Genomic DNA, 15829 nt, shown 5'->3' with positions numbered 1-15829 from the left:
AGATTTGCGGCACGACCAGAGGCCCACGCATGTCGACCCGTCAGGACGGGGCCAAGAGCCCGCTCGTGCGCAATCGCGCCGATCTTGTCGGCTGGATCGCGGCCGGAGAAAAGCCGAAGGACGCCTGGCGCATCGGCACCGAGCACGAGAAATTCGTCTTCTACACCGAGACCCTCGAGCCCGTGCCCTATGCCGGGCCGCGCGGCATTCGCGCGCTCATGGAGCATATGATCGTCCGCTACGACTGGCAGCCGATCCTCGAAGGCGACAACATCATCGCTCTGAAGCGTCCGGACGGCGAACCGGGCGGCACGATCAGCCTCGAGCCCGGCGGCCAGTTCGAGCTGTCCGGCGCGCCGGTGCGCACGCTGCACGACACGGCGGATGAAACGCAGGGTCATCTGCGCGAGGTGCTCGATGTCGGCGAGGACCTCGGCATCGGCTTTCTCGGCGTCGGCTTTTCGCCCAAGTGGACGCTGGACGAGACGCCGCGCATGCCGAAGGAGCGCTACAAGGTCATGACGCGCTACATGCCGCAAGTCGGCAAGCGTGGTCTCGACATGATGTATCGAACTGCGACCATCCAGGTGAACCTCGACTTCGGCGACGAAGCGGACATGGTCAAGAAGCTGCGGGTCAGTCTTGCGCTGCAGCCCATCGCAACCGCGATGTTTGCGTCATCGCCGTTCACTGAAGGCCGCGTCAACGGCATGCGGTCGCTGCGCAGCGAAGTCTGGCGCGAAACGGACCCGCGCCGCACAGGCATGCTCCCCTTCGTCTTCGAGGACGGCATGGGCTACGAGCGCTATGTCGACTACGCGCTCGATGTGCCGATGTACTTCGTCTACCGCGAAGGCCGATACATCGACGTCGCCGGCGCCTCGTTCCGAGATTTCATGCAGGGCAAGCTGGCCGCCATGCCGGGCGAGCTGCCGACCCTCGACGACTGGTCCGACCACCTGACGACGCTGTTTCCCGAAGTGCGCCTCAAGCGCTTCCTCGAAATGCGCGGTGCCGACGGAGGCCGATGGACGCGCATCTGCGCCCTCTCGGCGTTCTGGGTGGGCCTGCTCTACGACCGCGTCGCGCTCGACGCCGCGTGGGACCTCGTCAAGACCTGGACGGCCGAGGAACGGCAGGCGCTGCGCGAGGGCGTGCCGCGCACCGCACTCGCCACCCCGTTCCGCGATACGACCGTCCAGCAGTTGTCCATGGAGGCCCTGGGCATTTCCCGGCTCGGGCTGCGCAACCGCCGCGAGATCAACGCCAGGAGCCAGGACGAGACCATCTATCTGGCGCCGCTCGAACGCCTCGTCGGCACGGGCCGGACGGTCGCCGACGAGCTTCTCGAGCGGTTCCACGGGCCCTGGAACGGCTGCATCGACAAGGTGTTCGAAGAATTCGCATTCTAGGCCCCGGAGAGCGCGGCCCCGGACAATGCGGACCAGATGGAACGATTCGGGCGCTCAGCGGAGTTATCCCTCGGGCGCCCCGCGTCACCCGTGCACTTTGAACCCGATTTACGAGCGGTTCCAGGCAGTTCCGGGCAGTTGACTCTCGGTTCAGGCCACGTTCATCGTTAGCGGCATAAACCATATCTCGCGGAGGAAGACGCTCCGCTCCCTGCACGTTCGCTGATAGGATTGCGGCCGCATCACGCGCCCGCAGCCGGACGACAAAAGCCGCCGACAGAAAAGGAGATCGACCTCGTGAGCCGGACACTCAGCCTTGCCATCGCCGCCTTGTGCGCGGCGGCTGCATCGTCCGCGCTTCCCGAAGTCTCGGTGGCGAACGATTGCGCCCAGCGGTGCTATGCGCAGGAGAACGCCTGCCGTCGCGCCACCAAGGACAGCCCCACCTGCGGTGCGCAGGTCACGCGCTGCCTGCAGGGCTGCCGCGCAACGCGCTAGGCGCGTACCGCGCAACGCACTAAGCGCATCACCTAAAAAAGACGAGAGGATTGGACCCCGCTGTTTCCAGCCGGGATGCCAATCCTCGTCTTGTCGTCAGTACATCTGCAGCGCCAGCACGCCGCCGGGTCCGATCATCAGGCCCCACACGTCGCCGGCCGCGACGTCGATCTCTTCGGTTTGTGCCGGCTTGCCGGGCACCGCCAGCGAGACGGTTTGCTTGCCAGGTGGCACTTCGAGCGTGGGTCCGTCCGGCTTCTTGGCGCCGCGCCCTGCCGGGATCTTCACCTTCGTCTTGCCGATCGTGACCTCGGCGTCGGCATCGAGAATGTTGCCGAGCATGAGCTTGACGTTGCCGGGCTTGGGCAGCATGCCGGCTTTGGACGCCAGGGCCTGCTTGCGCAGCGCGAGCGTCACGACGGTCGCGTCTCCGTCCGCGGTGATCGTGAGCCGGGCAGGGCCTTCGCTCGTGTCGTAGCTCACGAGTGCGCGGCCGGGCTCGACGATGGCGCCCGCAGCTTCCTTCCAATCGCTGCGCTTGGCGAGCTCACGGCGATAGAACTTGAGCACACTGGCAACGCTCGCGGCCACCCGCGCATTCACCTGGATACGATAGAGCGACTTCTCGCTGCCGTTGAGGGAGTTCGGTGACGGCACGGGAAAGCCCGCGATCTCCTGCACTGTGAGTTCAGGGTCCGCAGTCGTGGCGGGCTTAGCCTCGACCGTAGCGGCCGGCGCCGACGATGCCGCCTTAGCAAGGCCCGACCCCGTGGCGCTCACTTTCGCCGACTTGCCCATCTGCATGATGGTGATCGAGATGTCGTCGTCGCCCTTCGAGAAGCGCAGCGCGGCCATCGTGTCCTTGTCGATCACCGTCGGCTGCTCGCGCCAGCCCTTGGACTTCATTTCAGCGCGATAGAAGCGCGCCAGATCCCGCACGCTCGACGACGCGTTGAAATCCACGGCGCCGCTGTCCGTGTCGAGTTCGACGCTATCGGCCGTCTCCGGCAGGGGAATGGGCGAGGTGGTGTCGCGGAGTGCAGCGAGCGGCGCGCCGTCCGCCACGGCTTCGCGTGCCGGGGCGGGTGCGCCGCCCTTGGCGATGCCGCTCATCGCGTCGGTTGTCGCCTGGCGGGCCTGGTTCAGGATGTCGGTCGCGAGTTTGTCGAACGCGTCATTCATCTCGCGCTGGGCCGCGCTCGGCTCGGGCGCTGCCGGTGCGGGCGCGGGTTCTTCCTCCGCCACCTGCGACTTGGTGAGAACGCCGGCCGGAACCGGCTCGATCTTCGCAATCGTGCGGCCGTCCTTCTGACGCTGCACGAGCGCGATCACCGCCGTGCGCTCGTCTTGCACGAAGTACGAGAACTGGCCGTGATCGGTGTCCTGGATCGCGCCGTCCAGCTTCTTCGCCTTGTCCTTCGTCGACCACGGCACCCAGCCGCGCGCGATCAGCTCGCCGTTGAGGAAACGCATGGTCTCGGCGACGGGCACATCCGTAAAGCAGCTCAGATACGGCCGCGACGGATCGAACAGAATCTCGCGCGCGTCCGCCGGGAACGGGAGGTCCTTCTCGAACGGAATGCCGCTGTACTGCACGCTCGTCTTGTTGCCCTGCGCAGGCGCGAGGGTGATGAAGGCGTTGAGGCCCTGCTTGCCCTTCTTGAACGTCATGATGGCCTGGTCGGGCGTTTCGGCCTTGGCCGAGAACGGCGCCTCGTAGCGCTGCCATCCCGCCCTGCCGAGTTCGGACGCGAGGATTTCAGCCGTCTTGGAGACGCTGTCCTGGGAGATGAAGATGGTCGTCGCCGGGCTCGCGTAGAGCTGGCTCGCCCCTGCCGTACGCGGCAGCCGGCTGGTGTCGAAACCGGTCTCGTCCGCTTGGGGCGCCGCAGCGGCCGTCTCGGCCGGGGCGGAAGGCTCGACCGCAGGTGATGCGGCTTGCGGTCCGGCCTCAGGTAGGGGCGCCTCCGGCTGATCCGCTGCGGGGCGGTAGGATGTGGCTGCATAGACGGCGGCAAGAACCGCGGCACCGATGATGGCTCCCTTGACGCCGATGCGCTGGGGAGTACGGACAGACTTGTTCACGAGATTGCACCTGAAACTTGGCGCGCGGATCGGCTATCGCTCCGCGGGGAGTGGGGCCGATGTCATCGCGCACGCGCGCCGGGCGCGATGTTCCCCGCGGAACACGCCGTCGGCTCTATCCGAGCCGGCGGCGGAACTCTTCATACCCGAACGAGCGCACCACCTCGTAGCGCCCATCCTCGTGCAGCATGGCGAGGTCCGGCAGCGGCGTGCCGTTGAACGTGGTGTTCTTCACGAACGAGTACTGCATCATGTCGCTGAAGATGACGCGCGAGCCGGGCACCAGCGGCGCGTTGAACGAGTATTCGCCGATCACGTCGCCCGTCATGCAGGTCTTGCCGCCGAGAATGTAGGAGTGCGCCAGCACGCCGGGCTTCTCCGCGCCGAGGATGGCGGGCGTGTAAGGCACTTCCAGCACGTCCGGCATGTGCGTCGAGGCGGACGCATCGAGGATCGCGATGTCGCGCTCGTTGCGGTGCAGGCCGATGACCGTCGAGACGAGATAGCCCGTGTCGACCACCAGTCCCGCGCCCGGCTCCAGATAGACCTCGACGCCGAACTCGCCCCGGAACGCCTTGAGCGCCGCGATCAGCTTGCCGACATCGTAGCCCGGCTTGTTCATGAAATGGCCGCCGCCGAAATTCACGGCCTTGACCCGGCGCAGATAGGGCTCGAACGAGCGCGCGACGTGCTCGATCAGGCCGACCGAGCCGTCGGCCAGCGATTCGCACAGCGTGTGGACGTGGAAAATGTCGATGTCGTCCCATGGCAACTGGTCGATGTCCTCGACAGTCGTGCCGAAGCGCGAGCACGGCGCACACGGGTCGTAAAGCGCGCCGCCGACGGTCGCGTTCGAGTACCCGGGATTGATGCGCGCGCCGACCGCGAGCCCGGTCCGGCCAGAAGCACGCACGACGTCCAGCACCTTCGCCATCTGCTCGGGCGAGTTGGCATAGATGTGATCGGCGATGCCCGTCAGGCGTTCGATTTCACCGGGCCCGTAAGCGGGCGCATAGACGTGCACCTCGCGGCCGAACTCCTCGCGGCCCATGCGCGCCTCGTACTCGCCGGACGCCGTCGTGCCGTCCAGCACGTCGCGCATCATCGGAAACGCGGCCGGCATGGCCCAGGCCTTGGTGGCGAGCAGGATCTTGACGCCGGCCTCGCGGCGCACGCGCGTGGCCGTCGCAAGGTTTCGCTTGAGCGCCGCCACGTCGAGCACGTAGGCGGGCGTCTGGATGTCGTCGGGAATTTGCGGGATCATGGGGCGATTGAAATCCAGAATTGCGGGCCGCCGCCGGAACCGGCGGAACGAGGCGGAAGCGCGCTATATGGCATCGCAGTGTGAAGACTTCCAGCGCTTCCCATGCGAACGGAACAGCGCGGCCCGCTAGATCCGGGCTTCAGGTCGCTGATTGGGCCAGGTGTAGAAAAACGTCAGGAAAAACAGCACGAGATAGATCGCCAGAAACGCCACGCCGCCGAGCGCGGTCGAGATGTCGAAGTACGAGAGGCCGAACAGGTAGTCCGGCCGCTCCGCCCCGAAGCTGGCGATGCCGGTGGCGGGCTTTGCAATCCCGCCCCACGCGCGCTCCGTGCCGAGCAGCAGCGCGTTGAGGCCCGCCGTCACGCCGCCCATGAAAGCCAGCCCGCAGGAGAGAAGCGCGAACGCGGTGCACCGGAGAAGCAGGGGAGCGTCCTTGAGGAACAGCCACAATCCCGCGATGTAGGCCGAGATCATTCCGAAGCTGACGGACACGACGGTTAGAACCAGCCCGGTCAGCTCGTTTCTGATCGACAGGATCTCGGCTTCGGACATGTTCCCCCCGGCATCGCAGCCTCGCGCGTCCGGCGAGGTCTGGTCTGCACGGGGTCGTCCGTCAAGTGCGTTTCAGTCAAAGTGCTTGCCGAAAGAGCTGGAACCGGTCGTGGCGAAGCGGCCTGCGACGGAGCCCAGGGGGAAGCGTGGCGCGGGGATTAGTGGCTCGAGGCCGCCGCGTCCGTAAAGAAATCCAGGTCGTCCTCGATGTTCTGCGCCGCAATTCTCCAGTTGCCCGGAGCGTGCGTCGAGCGGCCCTGCTCGTTGGCGTAGGACTGGTCCGCAATGGCGGCCACCGGCTCCGCGCTCGGTGCCGGAAACGCGCAAAGCCGCGAGGCTAGTCCCTGCAACTCGTTCATAATCACGGCGCGCCGCACCTCGTGCTGCGCCGTCACCTGCCGGATTTCCGACAGCAGCTTTTCATCGACGTGGTTGAGCGCGGCGTTCAAGGCACGCACCAGCGCCTGCTCTTCCTGAGCGTTCTCGGCCAGCCGTCGATGCATCTCCGCGAGCTTCTGAGAAAGTTGAGCCATGGGGGTCCCCGCTGATTGAGAGTCGAATCACACGCTCAAGTTTCCTAAAATTTGTGACTCCACTGGGGACGGAGAACGCCACAATTGGCGCGTAGCGGGCCTTTTTTTATTCCACGGTCCGACACTTTTTCGCAAAGTTGGCTCTGATACGACGATCTAGCGCGCGGGCTTCAGCGTCGCCGCAATGTGATCGGCGACCGTTGCAATCACGCCGTCATCGCGCATGTACGCGTTGTGATAGAGCGCATCGCTGAGCCGCTTCCACATCATATCGGGATTGGGAATGCCGCCGTCCTGCGCGTCGCTCGCGACGACGCTGTTGTAAAGGCCCTGCGCCGCATCGAACAACGCCGCATCGTTGATGCCGCCGAGGTCGACCGCCTCGATGCGTTCCTCGCGCGCGTTGATCGCGTAGGGCGGAAGACGCGTTACGCCGACGAGGCGGAAGGCGCCGTCGCCGCCGAATGCCGCGCCGATCACGCCGCCGTGGATCGCCGAGGTCAGGAACTTGGCGTAGGCCCACGCGCCGCCCGCGCGCGCGATGAGCCAGATCGCGAAGAACACCGCGCCATAGATCACCGGCACGAGCAGCAGGAACGTGAAATCCGCCGCCGTCCCGAGCCCGAACTCTCCGGCCTGGAGCTTCGTCAGAATGGGATCGAGGAAGTAGGAGCCCGTCCACACGAAGAAGAGGGCGGTGCCGACGACGCCTGCCAGCGACGCGAACGCCGTCAGCGAGCGCATGGCCGAAGCGGTCTTCACGTACTGCGGCGAGATCTGCGCCGCCCGCTCGAGCAACTGCATGGCTTCGTCGCGCGGGCTGTGCACCACGAGCCATTGCGACGGCGCGAGCGATTTCGAAAAGAGCCGCGTGGCGAACTGCTGGCGCGCGAGCTTGCGCACGCCCGCCGCGAGGCTCCACAGCCCGAGCGCGCACAGACCGCCGAAGAACACCACGGCTTCGATTTTCTTATTGGTGTCCGAGGGCAGGATCTCGACGAGATACCAGATCATGATGGGCGGAATGACGAGACCCAGCACGGTCTGGAACAGCGCGATCAGCATCGGCACGGTCTTGAGGCGGCGCGTGAAGAACGGCGTGCCGAACGAGATGATGCCGCCGCGTTGCGCCGAGCGCGGCGCCTGCGTCAGGCCTTCGACCGTGACGTTGCCGCCATGGCTGTGTGCGATGATGGCGTGCGGTCGCCCCTCCCGATCGAGGCCGCGCAACGTGCGCGACAAGTCGGAGGCGCCGCGAAGCCGGTCGAAATCCGAGTTCTGCCCGCTCCAGTGCAGCGGCAGGATTTCGACGCCGCCGATGCCGCGCTGCGCGAGATCGGTGATCAGCCGCTCCGTAAACTGCGAGCCGCGCTGCCACCAGCGTGCGCCGGTGTCCTCGGCATGCGCGTCGTTCGTGCCGTGCACGGTTACGATGACGGGACCGCGCGCAGCGCTGCCGCTCGCCCCTGCTGCGTTGTCACGTGTCGCGTCGTGCATCTGATCGTGCTCCCCCGGCCGCGCCGCATTCGCGCAACCTCCCCTGTGCTGGTTATCTCAGGGGAAAAGGGCGTATGGGAACAAAAAAATGGGCGGCGCGACGTGCGCCCTTGAGGACGTGGTAAAGGTCGGAGAGGATCAGCAAGTCGCGCGCGCCATTCGGCTCAGCCGCCGGTCACGCTTCTCCGCCACGCATCGATCGCGGTATCCGTAGGCTCAATCACGACGGAATCGGGCGCGAATGCCGTCCAAGCGGATCGGTGCTTTTCCGAAACCGTCGTCAGGATGGGTTTACGCGCTTCGAACGCCGCCACGAATGCGTCGAACAAGCCGCCATGGGCCGCTTCGAGCTTGCCGAACTTGCTCAGCACGACGAGATCGCAATCCGCGATCTGCGGCAGCACGGCCGCGCACGCGCCCTCCGCCCCGCGCGCATCGATATGGCACGAGGTATCGACAGGCGGGGTGGCGAGAAAAATGGAATGCGAGCGGCCCGAGGCGATGTCGCGCAGCACGCCGGCATTGCAGGTGCGCCCCGGGAGACCATGCGTCTCCTCGACCACGCCCGCAACGCGCAGGCCGCCGTCCTTCCAGCGCCCGATCGCTTTTGCGAAAAGGACCTGCACGGCCGCGCTGTCCGTGCCTTCGACGGTCGCAATGGAAGGAGAATCGGCCATGGCGGCTTCCTCACGAAACCCGGATCTCGCAAGATCTCGAGCCTAGCATAAGGCGAACAGGCCGGCGCGTCACCTCTGCGGGACCGCGGCGAAAGGTGGATGCGCGGCCGCGTGTTGTGTCTGGATCGAATATGACCGCGCACAAAAAAGCCCGGAACGTGGGACGCTCCGGGCTCAATCGATTTACGCCTTCGCAACGATCAGGTCTTGACCGCGAACAGCTCCGCTTGGTCGGCGGGCGTCATGTCGAGCACGTGCCAGGGCAGGCCCTGCTTGCCGAGCTCGTCGAGGAACGGCTTCGAGGGAAGCTGCTCGACGTTGAACACGCCCTTGCCGCCCCACGCGCCCTGGAACATCTGGATCGCGCCGACGACGGGCGGCACGCCCGTCGTGTAGGACACGGCCTGCGCCTTGGTTTCCGCGTAGCACTGCGCGTGATCGCAGACGTTATAGATCAGCACCGTCTTGCGCTTGCCGTCCTTCGTGCCGTCGATGATGCAACCGATGGACGTGCGCCCTGTGTAGTTCTCACCCAACGACGACGGCGGCGGCAGCAGCTCCTTCAGGAACTCCATCGGGATCACGGGCGTGCCCTTGTACATGACGGGATCGATCCGCGTCATGCCCACGCTCTGCAGCACGTCGAGATGCTTGATGTAGTTGTCGGAGAACGTCATCCAGAAGCGGATCTGCTTCAGACCCTTGATGTTCTGGACGAGGCTCTCTTCTTCCTCGTGATAGATGAGGTAGCTCTTGCGCGGGCCGACTTCCGGATAATCGATCATGCACGAGATGGTCAGCGGGTCGATGTCGATCCACTGGCCGTTCTTCCAGTACTTGCCGCGCTGCGTCACCTCGCGGAGATTGATCTCCGGATTGAAGTTGGTCGCGAACGACTTGCCGTGGCTGCCGTCGTTGCAATCAATAATGTCGATCGTGTCGATGGTGTCGAACAGGTGCTCCTGCGCGTAGGCGCAGAAGATGTTCGAGACGCCGGGGTCGAACCCGCAGCCCAGCACGCCCATGATGCCCTTGGAGGCATACTTGTCCTGGTAGGCCCACTGCCACGAGTACTCGAACTTCGCGACATCGCGCGGCTCGTAGTTGGCCGTGTCCATGTAGTGCACGCCGGTCTTGAGGCAGGCATCCATGATCGGCAGGTCCTGGTAGGGGAGCGCCATGTTGATCACGAGATCCGGCTTCACGCGCTCGATCAGCGCCACGGTCTCGTCGACGTCGTCGGCGTTGACCTGGCTGACCTCGATCGGCGTGACGCAGAGCTTGGCGACGTTCTCGCAGCTCTCGAGGCGTCGCGACGCCAGATGAACTTTCTTGAAAACGTCGCGGTTCATGGCGCACTTCTGCGCCGTAACCGAGCCGGCCGCGCCGGCTCCGATGATAAGAACGCTGTCCAAAGGAGAAGCTCCCTTAACAATGATTGGCGCGTCGCACTTCACTGGGACCGGACGCGATCACGGTCGAAAGAACTGCTCGCGTGCACAGCACGGGTGAGCAAGCGCCCGCAAATAGGCCAGAACCCCGCGCATTTCAACGTCCCGCAGCGGTTTGCGGCGCTTGGAAGCAAAATAAATTTCGTGCCCGCCGCGCCAGGGATCGTCCGGCCGTCAAAAAAGCTTCATGCCGGGCGGCAGCGGAAGCCCGCCGGTGACTTCGCTCATCTTCTCCTGAAGCTGCGTCTCGACCTTGCTTTTCGCGTCGCTCGACGCGGCGACGATGAGGTCCTCGATGATCTCGGCTTCTTCCGGTTTGAGCAGCGAAGGATCGATATGCACGCGCTTCATGTCGCCCTTGCCGGAGAGCGTGACGGAGACCAGGCCGCCGCCGGACGTGCCGGTGACTTCGAGCGCGCCAAGCTCTTCCTGCATGCGCTGCATGCGCTCCTGCATGTCCTTGACTTGCTTCATCATGCCCATCAGGTCTTTCATCGGTCCTCCTACCGGGTGGCTTTGTCCAGAACCTAGAGCAATTTACGGGGTGCCGCATCGTGCCAAATCGACCCCGGCGCGCGCGAACAGCTCCATCGACGACCTGAACTTCCGGGCGTCGAGCTCACCCAGAATGTCTTCCAGCGGAATGTTCCGGTGGGAGAACACCAGACCTGCGCACTCCCGGATGCGGGTGCCGAGGATCGGGTGGGCGAGATAGGCGCGCGCCTCGTCGAGGGACGAGATCGCGTAGCGCTCCGACATAGCGCTGCGGCCGAGGCCCGCCTCCTGCGGAAAGATGAACCAAATCCAATGGGTGGCTTTGCGTCCGGCGCGCAGTTCGCGCAGCACGGTTTCGTAGACGAGCGATTGCGCATCCACGAAGCGTTGCAGGTTGAAGGGATCGTCCATGCGTCCGCCTCCTCATGATGACGGCATGAGAACGCGCGGGGCGGTGGGAAGTGCCTTGGGGAACCAGAGTTGGCGCAAAAAAAGTGCCGGGCTTTCGCCCGGCCAAGTTACTCGATCGCGTCCTTGTGCGGGAGAAGGTGCGCGGAGCTACTCTTTCTTCTTTTTGTCGGTGATCTTGAAATTGGTATCGACGGTGATGGTGTACTTGCCGTCGGCGCACTCGGCGTTCGAGATGGCATAGAAGCCGTCGCCGGATGAGATTTCGCCGAGCTTGCAGCCATCGGCGGTCAGCGATTTGGCGATGCCGTCGACGGTGGTCTTTGAGAACTTGCCTTCGGACGCCGCGAAGGCGGATCCGGTCAGGGCCGCCAGCAGGGCAGCCGAAAGTGAAACAAAGCGCATGGCGTTTTCTCCCCGCCGTCGCTGTCCAAGCGGCAGCTATTGCCATGCTATAACATTGCCAGTGTTGACCGGGGAGGGGACACGGCCCATCACGCAGAAAATCGGGAGCAATTCCCCCGCAGGCAGTCGGCAGCGGGCAACAGGCAGCAGCAGGTTCACCGGCTGCCTGCTGTCCACCTCACCCCGTCTTGCTGTCGTCGTCGCGCTCGCGCTGCACGGGACGCACCGGCGTCACCTCCGCATCGGGGAACGCACCCAGCACCGCCGCCACTGCCGGGTGCTGCTTCAGGGCCGCGAGTTCGCGCGCATCGCGCTCGCGGCGCACTTCGCCGATCGGCCGCTCGCCGGGCACCTTCGAGAGCGCCACGATCCAGCGCCGCCCCGTCCACTTGTTGAGCTTCTCGCGCAGGTCGTTGGCGACGTCCGGGTTGCCGCCCGGCAGCAGGAACAGGTCGATGGTGCCGGCCGTCCCGTCGTAGCTGACGAGGCTCACCTGATCTTCGAGCGCAATGCGCAGCTTCGCATCGCGCCGGTCGCCGGCGAGCGCCACCACATCCGCAAACCGCAACAGAGGCCGCAGCGACGGGCCGGGCGCCGCCACGGCGGGCGCGCCGTCCTCGTCCGCCTCTTCGTCGATCCCGCCGTCGGAGGGAAAATCGAAATCGCCGGGGTTTTCCGAGTCGAACGCCGCGTCGCCGGCACCGTCGCCGTCTGCCCCTTCGAACTCGGCGTCGCGGCGGGCAACGGGTGCCGTGGAGGAGGCTGCATGCGCGCCCGCTCCGTTGCGTTCGGCCGCGGGGGGCCGCTCGGCGGATCGGCGCGATGTGGGTGCGCCGCCAAGCGCGCGAATGATCTCGTCCGGCGGCGGCAAATCGGACGTGTGCGCGATCCGGATCAGCACCATTTCGGCGGCCGCGAGCGGGTTGGGCGCCTTGCCGGCTTCCTCGAGACCCTTGAGCAGCATCTGCCAGAGGCGCGCCAGAAGCGCCATCGAGAGGCGCTCGCCAAGCGCGCTTGCGCGGCGCTTTTCGTCGAGGGCGAGGTCTTCACCGGCGGCGTCCGCGCCGACAGCCTTGATGCGCGCCGTGATGTGCGTCGCTTCGGCGAGGTCGGAGAGCACCTGCGCGGCTTCCGCGCCATCGTGGTGCAGGCGGTCGAGCGCCTGGAGCGCGGATGCGATATCTCCCGCGACCAGCTGCTCGAGGAGATCGAAGATCCGCCCGCGGTCGGCGAGCCCGAGCATCGCACGAACGTCCGCCGCCGTGACCGTGCTGCCGTCTGCGCTGTCCGCGCCAAGTGAGGTGGAGATCGCCTGATCGAGGATCGACAGCGCATCGCGCACCGAGCCTTCCGCGGCGCGCGAAATGAGCGTCAGCGCGTCGTCGTCGGCTGATGCGCCTTCGTTGGCGACAATGGACTTGAGGTGCTGGGCGAGGCGCGGAACGTCGACGCGCCTGAGGTCGAAGCGCTGGCAGCGCGACAGCACCGTCACCGGCACCTTGCGCACTTCGGTCGTGGCGAAAATGAACTTCACATGCCCCGGCGGCTCTTCGAGCGTCTTGAGGAGCGCGTTGAACGCGCCCTTCGAGAGCATGTGCACCTCGTCGATAATGAAAACCTTGGTGCGGGCGGAGAGCGGCCGGTAGCGCGCGCTTTCGATGATCTCGCGGATGTTGTCGACGCCGGTGTTGGACGCGGCGTCCATTTCGATCACGTCCGGGTGCCGGCTCTCCATGATCTCGCGGCAATTGATGCCGAGCACGGGCATGTCGATCGTCGGCTGATGGATCGTGTCGGTCTCGTAGTTGAGCGCGCGCGCGAGAATGCGGGCCGTCGTCGTCTTGCCGACGCCGCGTACGCCGGTCAGCATGAAACCGTGCGCGATGCGCCCCGATGTGAACGCGTTGCGCAGCGTCTGCACCATGGTTTCCTGGCCGATCAGGTCGTCGAACGTCTGCGGCCGGTATTTCCGCGCCAGCACGACATACGGCTTGGCCGGCGAGTTCGCCTCGTCAGCCGTCATCGCATCGCTATCCGATTTCTTCTTGGCCATCGATCCTGCATTTCACTTCGTTCGTCGCGGGCGGGCTGGTGCCGGCCCGGCAGAGCGCGGCGCGATCTTAGGATCTAAAGCGCCGGATCAGCAAGACGAGCCCCCGAAGGGTACGGGGGAGGGGCTGCGATAGCGCTCGCCCCTTTCGGAGCGAGCGCCGTTCGCGAGACTAGTCGCAGCAAGGTCCGCCGTCACAGCAGACCAGAAGGTCGCAGCAAACCTGCGCAGCCTGGGCCGTGACGGTCAGCGCCAGAAGCGCAAAGACCGCCGATGCAATGACTTTTGTCATTGGGTTTCTCCTGTTTGATGATGGGATTTCGGACTTACGAAAGACCCATCGATCGCGGAGGAGGAAGCGGCGGCTCGATGCTGAGCCCGCCCGCGCGCTGGTTGAGCGGCGCGAAAGAAATGCGTGTCGCGTCAAGGCGCGGCAGCCAGCCGGCCGTGGCGGATTCGATGGCCGATTGGCACTGAAGGCAGGGCACCGCTGCAGCCAAAATCAGCTTGTCGCAACAGGGGCAGGGAGACCGATCGGTGCCGCCGTTGTGGCCATAGGGACAGGGCGCTTCGGCAAAGCTGGCTGTGACGACGCCCATCATCAGCGGCAGAGCCGCAAGCAGCATCAGCAGTGGGCGAAGGATCTTCAACACGCCTCGCTCCAATGCCCCAAAGCTCTTCTGTCCAAGGACAACACGTCTGCCGAACGGCCCGGGAGCGTCTTGGCGAACCTCACTCTGGGCCCAAAGGGCCCGGGAGCAAGGCGACCCGCGCCCACGTGAACCGCCCCTTAGCCCGAAGGGCTCGGGAGCAAGGCGACCCGGCGCGAGCGCCGCCCCTGCGGAGCCCGCCTCGCGGGCGTGAGCAAATTAAAGAGAGGCTGACGAACGACCCGTGCACCTGTCGTTAGGGCTGCTTCCTTCCGGACCTGACCCGGTTGGCGATGGTCTCGTCCGCCGCCAGCCTCGAAGCGGAATATGGCGTCTGACCGCGAGTGAGGCAAGCCTCTTGCGGGCCGCGACGGCCTGCGCGGCGGCGGAGCGAGGCCCGGATCGGGAGGCATGGCGGCCTGGCCACCGGAGCCGTCCTTAACCGGCTTCTCAACCGACTGTAGCGAAGGGCCCGGAAAACTGGCAGAATTCCGCGCAAAATCGGGAGCCGGTTCGGGCTCGGGGGCCTAGTAAAGCGATGATGGATAATCTTTTTCTGTTGGCGGTTGCAGCACTGGGCTGGGGGCTTTCGCTCGCGACCTACAGCATTTTCGCGATGCGCCGCCAGTGGCCGATGGGCGCCCTACAGATGGATTTCCCGGCCATCCCGGTCCTCATCGGGCTGGTCGCCATCGCCGTTTCGGTCTGGTTCGCCGTTGCGCGCGGTCCCGAAGCGGGCGGCTGGGTGATCATTCTGTTCGGCATTCTGCTCGCGATTTTCTGGACCGGCTTTTTGCGCGTCGGCTCGCAGATCTCGCTGTTCCTCGCGCCGATCGCGACCGTGCTGCTGATCACGGGCTGGCTCAGCATCCCGCTCGGCTGAGCGCGCGCTTATCCCTGACGGCAGCGCTCGACTTTCGCGTCGTGCTGCGACCAAAGTCTGCTTCCTGAATCATATGGTTGTGGCGGCGTTTCGCACGCGTGCGCCCTTGCTTTCGCGCTGCGATAGACGTACTGGAACGGTTAACACTGCTGCGGGGGTGAGCGCACGCAGAGACCGTAGTGCGAGCGGCCGTCGAGGCCATTCTGCGGTCCGTGCGGCCTCCATTCTCCGCGGGTGATCCGCACTGGGGAGCCAGCATGGCCGTCCGCCGCCTTCATCCCGATCAGCCGCACGATTTCTCGTTTACGCCAGAGAACCTCGCGTGGGCCAACGAGACGATCGCCAAATATCCGCCGGGCAAACAAGCCTCCGCGATTATTCCATTGCTCTGGCGCGCGCAGGAGCAGTCGAACGGCTGGCTGCCTGAGCCCGCGTTGCGCTACGTCGCCGACATGCTCGACGTCGCCTACATCCGCGCCTACGAGGTCGCGACGTTCTACACGATGTTCCAGCTCTCCCCCGTCGGCGCGAAAGCGCACGTGCAGGTTTGCGGCACCACGCCGTGCCAGCTACGCGGCGCCGAAGGCCTGATCGAAGTCTGCAAGCGGCGCATCTCGGAACATCCGCACACGCTCTCGGAGGACGGGCAGTTCTCGTGGGAAGAGGTGGAATGCCTCGGCGTCTGCGCCAACGCGCCGATGGTGCAGATCTTCAAGGACACCTACGAGGATCTGACGCCCGAATCGCTGGACAAGATCCTGGGCGCGTTCGCGCGCGGATCGGCGCCGAAGTCCGGCTCGCAGATCGGCCGCAAGACGTCGGAGCCCGAAGGCGCGCCGACCAGCCTTGTCGATCCTGAGCTCTACGACGGCTCGACGGTCGGCTCGTGGCGGGCGCGCTTCCCTGAGCTCCGCGACGGCGCACCGGCAGGTGATGCGCCCGCGTCCGACAAATCCGAGGGTTAGA

16 protein-coding genes and 1 other RNA gene are annotated in these 15829 nt (G+C 65.5%); 4 read left to right on the top strand and 13 right to left on the bottom strand.

The genetic code is table 11. The features are described 5' to 3' along the window. Positions 1-29: 29 nt before the first annotated feature. Positions 30-1412 carry a glutamate--cysteine ligase gene (locus K2Y42_RS06055; protein WP_291149740.1) on the top strand — a complete coding sequence of 461 codons (1383 nt, stop codon included), beginning with the start codon at positions 30-32 and terminating at the stop codon, positions 1410-1412. Between the two features lie 297 nt (positions 1413-1709). After that, entirely contained in the window at positions 1710-1910 is a 201-nt protein-coding gene (locus K2Y42_RS06050) for a hypothetical protein (protein ID WP_291149737.1), read from the top strand. A gap of 96 nt (positions 1911-2006) precedes the next feature. Here K2Y42_RS06050 and K2Y42_RS06045 read toward each other — a convergent pair whose 3' ends face one another. The 13 genes from K2Y42_RS06045 to ffs form a co-directional block, all read right to left on the bottom strand. Further along, complete coding sequence (locus K2Y42_RS06045; protein WP_291149734.1) at positions 2007-3995, bottom strand: hypothetical protein; 1989 nt, start codon at positions 3993-3995, stop codon at positions 2007-2009. Between the two features lie 115 nt (positions 3996-4110). Further along, positions 4111-5259, bottom strand: a complete 1149-nt coding sequence (locus K2Y42_RS06040; protein WP_291149731.1) for a carboxynorspermidine decarboxylase — start codon at positions 5257-5259, stop codon at positions 4111-4113. A gap of 126 nt (positions 5260-5385) precedes the next feature. Then, on the bottom strand, positions 5386-5814 hold the full coding sequence (locus K2Y42_RS06035) for a hypothetical protein (RefSeq protein ID WP_291149728.1): 429 nt from the start codon (positions 5812-5814) through the stop codon (positions 5386-5388). Positions 5815-5972: 158 nt separating this feature from the next. After that, the gene (locus K2Y42_RS06030; protein ID WP_291149725.1) at positions 5973-6347 is read right to left on the bottom strand and encodes a hypothetical protein; all 375 of its coding nucleotides are present in this window, start codon (positions 6345-6347) and stop codon (positions 5973-5975) included. A 156-nt stretch (positions 6348-6503) separates the two neighbouring features. After that, positions 6504-7844: a hypothetical protein gene (locus K2Y42_RS06025; RefSeq protein ID WP_291149723.1), complete on the bottom strand. Its 1341-nt coding sequence runs from the start codon at positions 7842-7844 to the stop codon at positions 6504-6506. 164 nt (positions 7845-8008) lie between these two features. Next, entirely contained in the window at positions 8009-8521 is a 513-nt protein-coding gene (locus tag K2Y42_RS06020; protein ID WP_291149721.1) for a DUF2478 domain-containing protein, read from the bottom strand. 200 nt (positions 8522-8721) lie between these two features. After that, positions 8722-9936 carry a saccharopine dehydrogenase family protein gene (locus tag K2Y42_RS06015; RefSeq protein ID WP_291149718.1) on the bottom strand — a complete coding sequence of 405 codons (1215 nt, stop codon included), beginning with the start codon at positions 9934-9936 and terminating at the stop codon, positions 8722-8724. A 210-nt stretch (positions 9937-10146) separates the two neighbouring features. Then, positions 10147-10467 carry a YbaB/EbfC family nucleoid-associated protein gene (locus K2Y42_RS06010; RefSeq protein WP_291149715.1) on the bottom strand — a complete coding sequence of 107 codons (321 nt, stop codon included), beginning with the start codon at positions 10465-10467 and terminating at the stop codon, positions 10147-10149. A gap of 42 nt (positions 10468-10509) precedes the next feature. Further along, positions 10510-10878, bottom strand: a complete 369-nt coding sequence (locus tag K2Y42_RS06005) for a DUF1810 domain-containing protein (RefSeq protein WP_291149712.1) — start codon at positions 10876-10878, stop codon at positions 10510-10512. Between the two features lie 147 nt (positions 10879-11025). Continuing rightward, entirely contained in the window at positions 11026-11280 is a 255-nt protein-coding gene (locus K2Y42_RS06000) for a hypothetical protein (protein WP_291149709.1), read from the bottom strand. A 178-nt stretch (positions 11281-11458) separates the two neighbouring features. Then, positions 11459-13333 carry a DNA polymerase III subunit gamma/tau gene (locus K2Y42_RS05995; RefSeq protein ID WP_291149706.1) on the bottom strand — a complete coding sequence of 625 codons (1875 nt, stop codon included), beginning with the start codon at positions 13331-13333 and terminating at the stop codon, positions 11459-11461. Positions 13334-13656: 323 nt separating this feature from the next. Next, the gene (locus K2Y42_RS05990; protein ID WP_291149703.1) at positions 13657-13983 is read right to left on the bottom strand and encodes a hypothetical protein; all 327 of its coding nucleotides are present in this window, start codon (positions 13981-13983) and stop codon (positions 13657-13659) included. A gap of 217 nt (positions 13984-14200) precedes the next feature. Further along, an RNA gene (gene ffs, locus K2Y42_RS05985) (signal recognition particle sRNA small type) lies at positions 14201-14300 on the bottom strand. 218 nt (positions 14301-14518) lie between these two features. Between ffs and K2Y42_RS05980 the strand changes: the two genes are divergently transcribed. Further along, entirely contained in the window at positions 14519-14863 is a 345-nt protein-coding gene (locus K2Y42_RS05980) for a hypothetical protein (protein WP_291149700.1), read from the top strand. 257 nt (positions 14864-15120) lie between these two features. Continuing rightward, positions 15121-15828: an NADH-quinone oxidoreductase subunit NuoE gene (gene nuoE, locus K2Y42_RS05975; protein ID WP_291149697.1), complete on the top strand. Its 708-nt coding sequence runs from the start codon at positions 15121-15123 to the stop codon at positions 15826-15828. Position 15829: the final 1 nt, after the last annotated feature.

Origin of the sequence: Hyphomicrobium sp., from assembly GCF_019744875.1 — a bacterium.
In the GTDB taxonomy this organism is placed as follows: Bacteria; Pseudomonadota; Alphaproteobacteria; order Rhizobiales; family Hyphomicrobiaceae; genus Hyphomicrobium_C.
Note: the sequence above shows the minus strand (reverse complement) of the source record. Positions and strands in the feature narration are given on the sequence as shown.

Bases quoted from the DNA above. Each gene is read 5' to 3' on its own strand.
- nuoE (WP_291149697.1), top strand. From the start codon at position 15,121: ATGGCCGTCCGCCGCCTTCATCCCGATCAGCCGCACGATTTCTCGTTT.
- K2Y42_RS06020 (WP_291149721.1), bottom strand. From the start codon at position 8,521: ATGGCCGATTCTCCTTCCATTGCGACCGTCGAAGGCACGGACAGCGCG.
- K2Y42_RS06055 (WP_291149740.1), top strand. From the start codon at position 30: ATGTCGACCCGTCAGGACGGGGCCAAGAGCCCGCTCGTGCGCAATCGC.
- K2Y42_RS06000 (WP_291149709.1), bottom strand. From the start codon at position 11,280: ATGCGCTTTGTTTCACTTTCGGCTGCCCTGCTGGCGGCCCTGACCGGA.
- K2Y42_RS06010 (WP_291149715.1), bottom strand. From the start codon at position 10,467: ATGAAAGACCTGATGGGCATGATGAAGCAAGTCAAGGACATGCAGGAG.
- K2Y42_RS06040 (WP_291149731.1), bottom strand. From the start codon at position 5,259: ATGATCCCGCAAATTCCCGACGACATCCAGACGCCCGCCTACGTGCTC.
- K2Y42_RS05995 (WP_291149706.1), bottom strand. From the start codon at position 13,333: ATGGCCAAGAAGAAATCGGATAGCGATGCGATGACGGCTGACGAGGCG.
- K2Y42_RS06005 (WP_291149712.1), bottom strand. From the start codon at position 10,878: ATGGACGATCCCTTCAACCTGCAACGCTTCGTGGATGCGCAATCGCTC.
- K2Y42_RS06025 (WP_291149723.1), bottom strand. From the start codon at position 7,844: ATGCACGACGCGACACGTGACAACGCAGCAGGGGCGAGCGGCAGCGCT.
- K2Y42_RS05980 (WP_291149700.1), top strand. From the start codon at position 14,519: ATGATGGATAATCTTTTTCTGTTGGCGGTTGCAGCACTGGGCTGGGGG.
- K2Y42_RS06030 (WP_291149725.1), bottom strand. From the start codon at position 6,347: ATGGCTCAACTTTCTCAGAAGCTCGCGGAGATGCATCGACGGCTGGCC.
- K2Y42_RS06035 (WP_291149728.1), bottom strand. From the start codon at position 5,814: ATGTCCGAAGCCGAGATCCTGTCGATCAGAAACGAGCTGACCGGGCTG.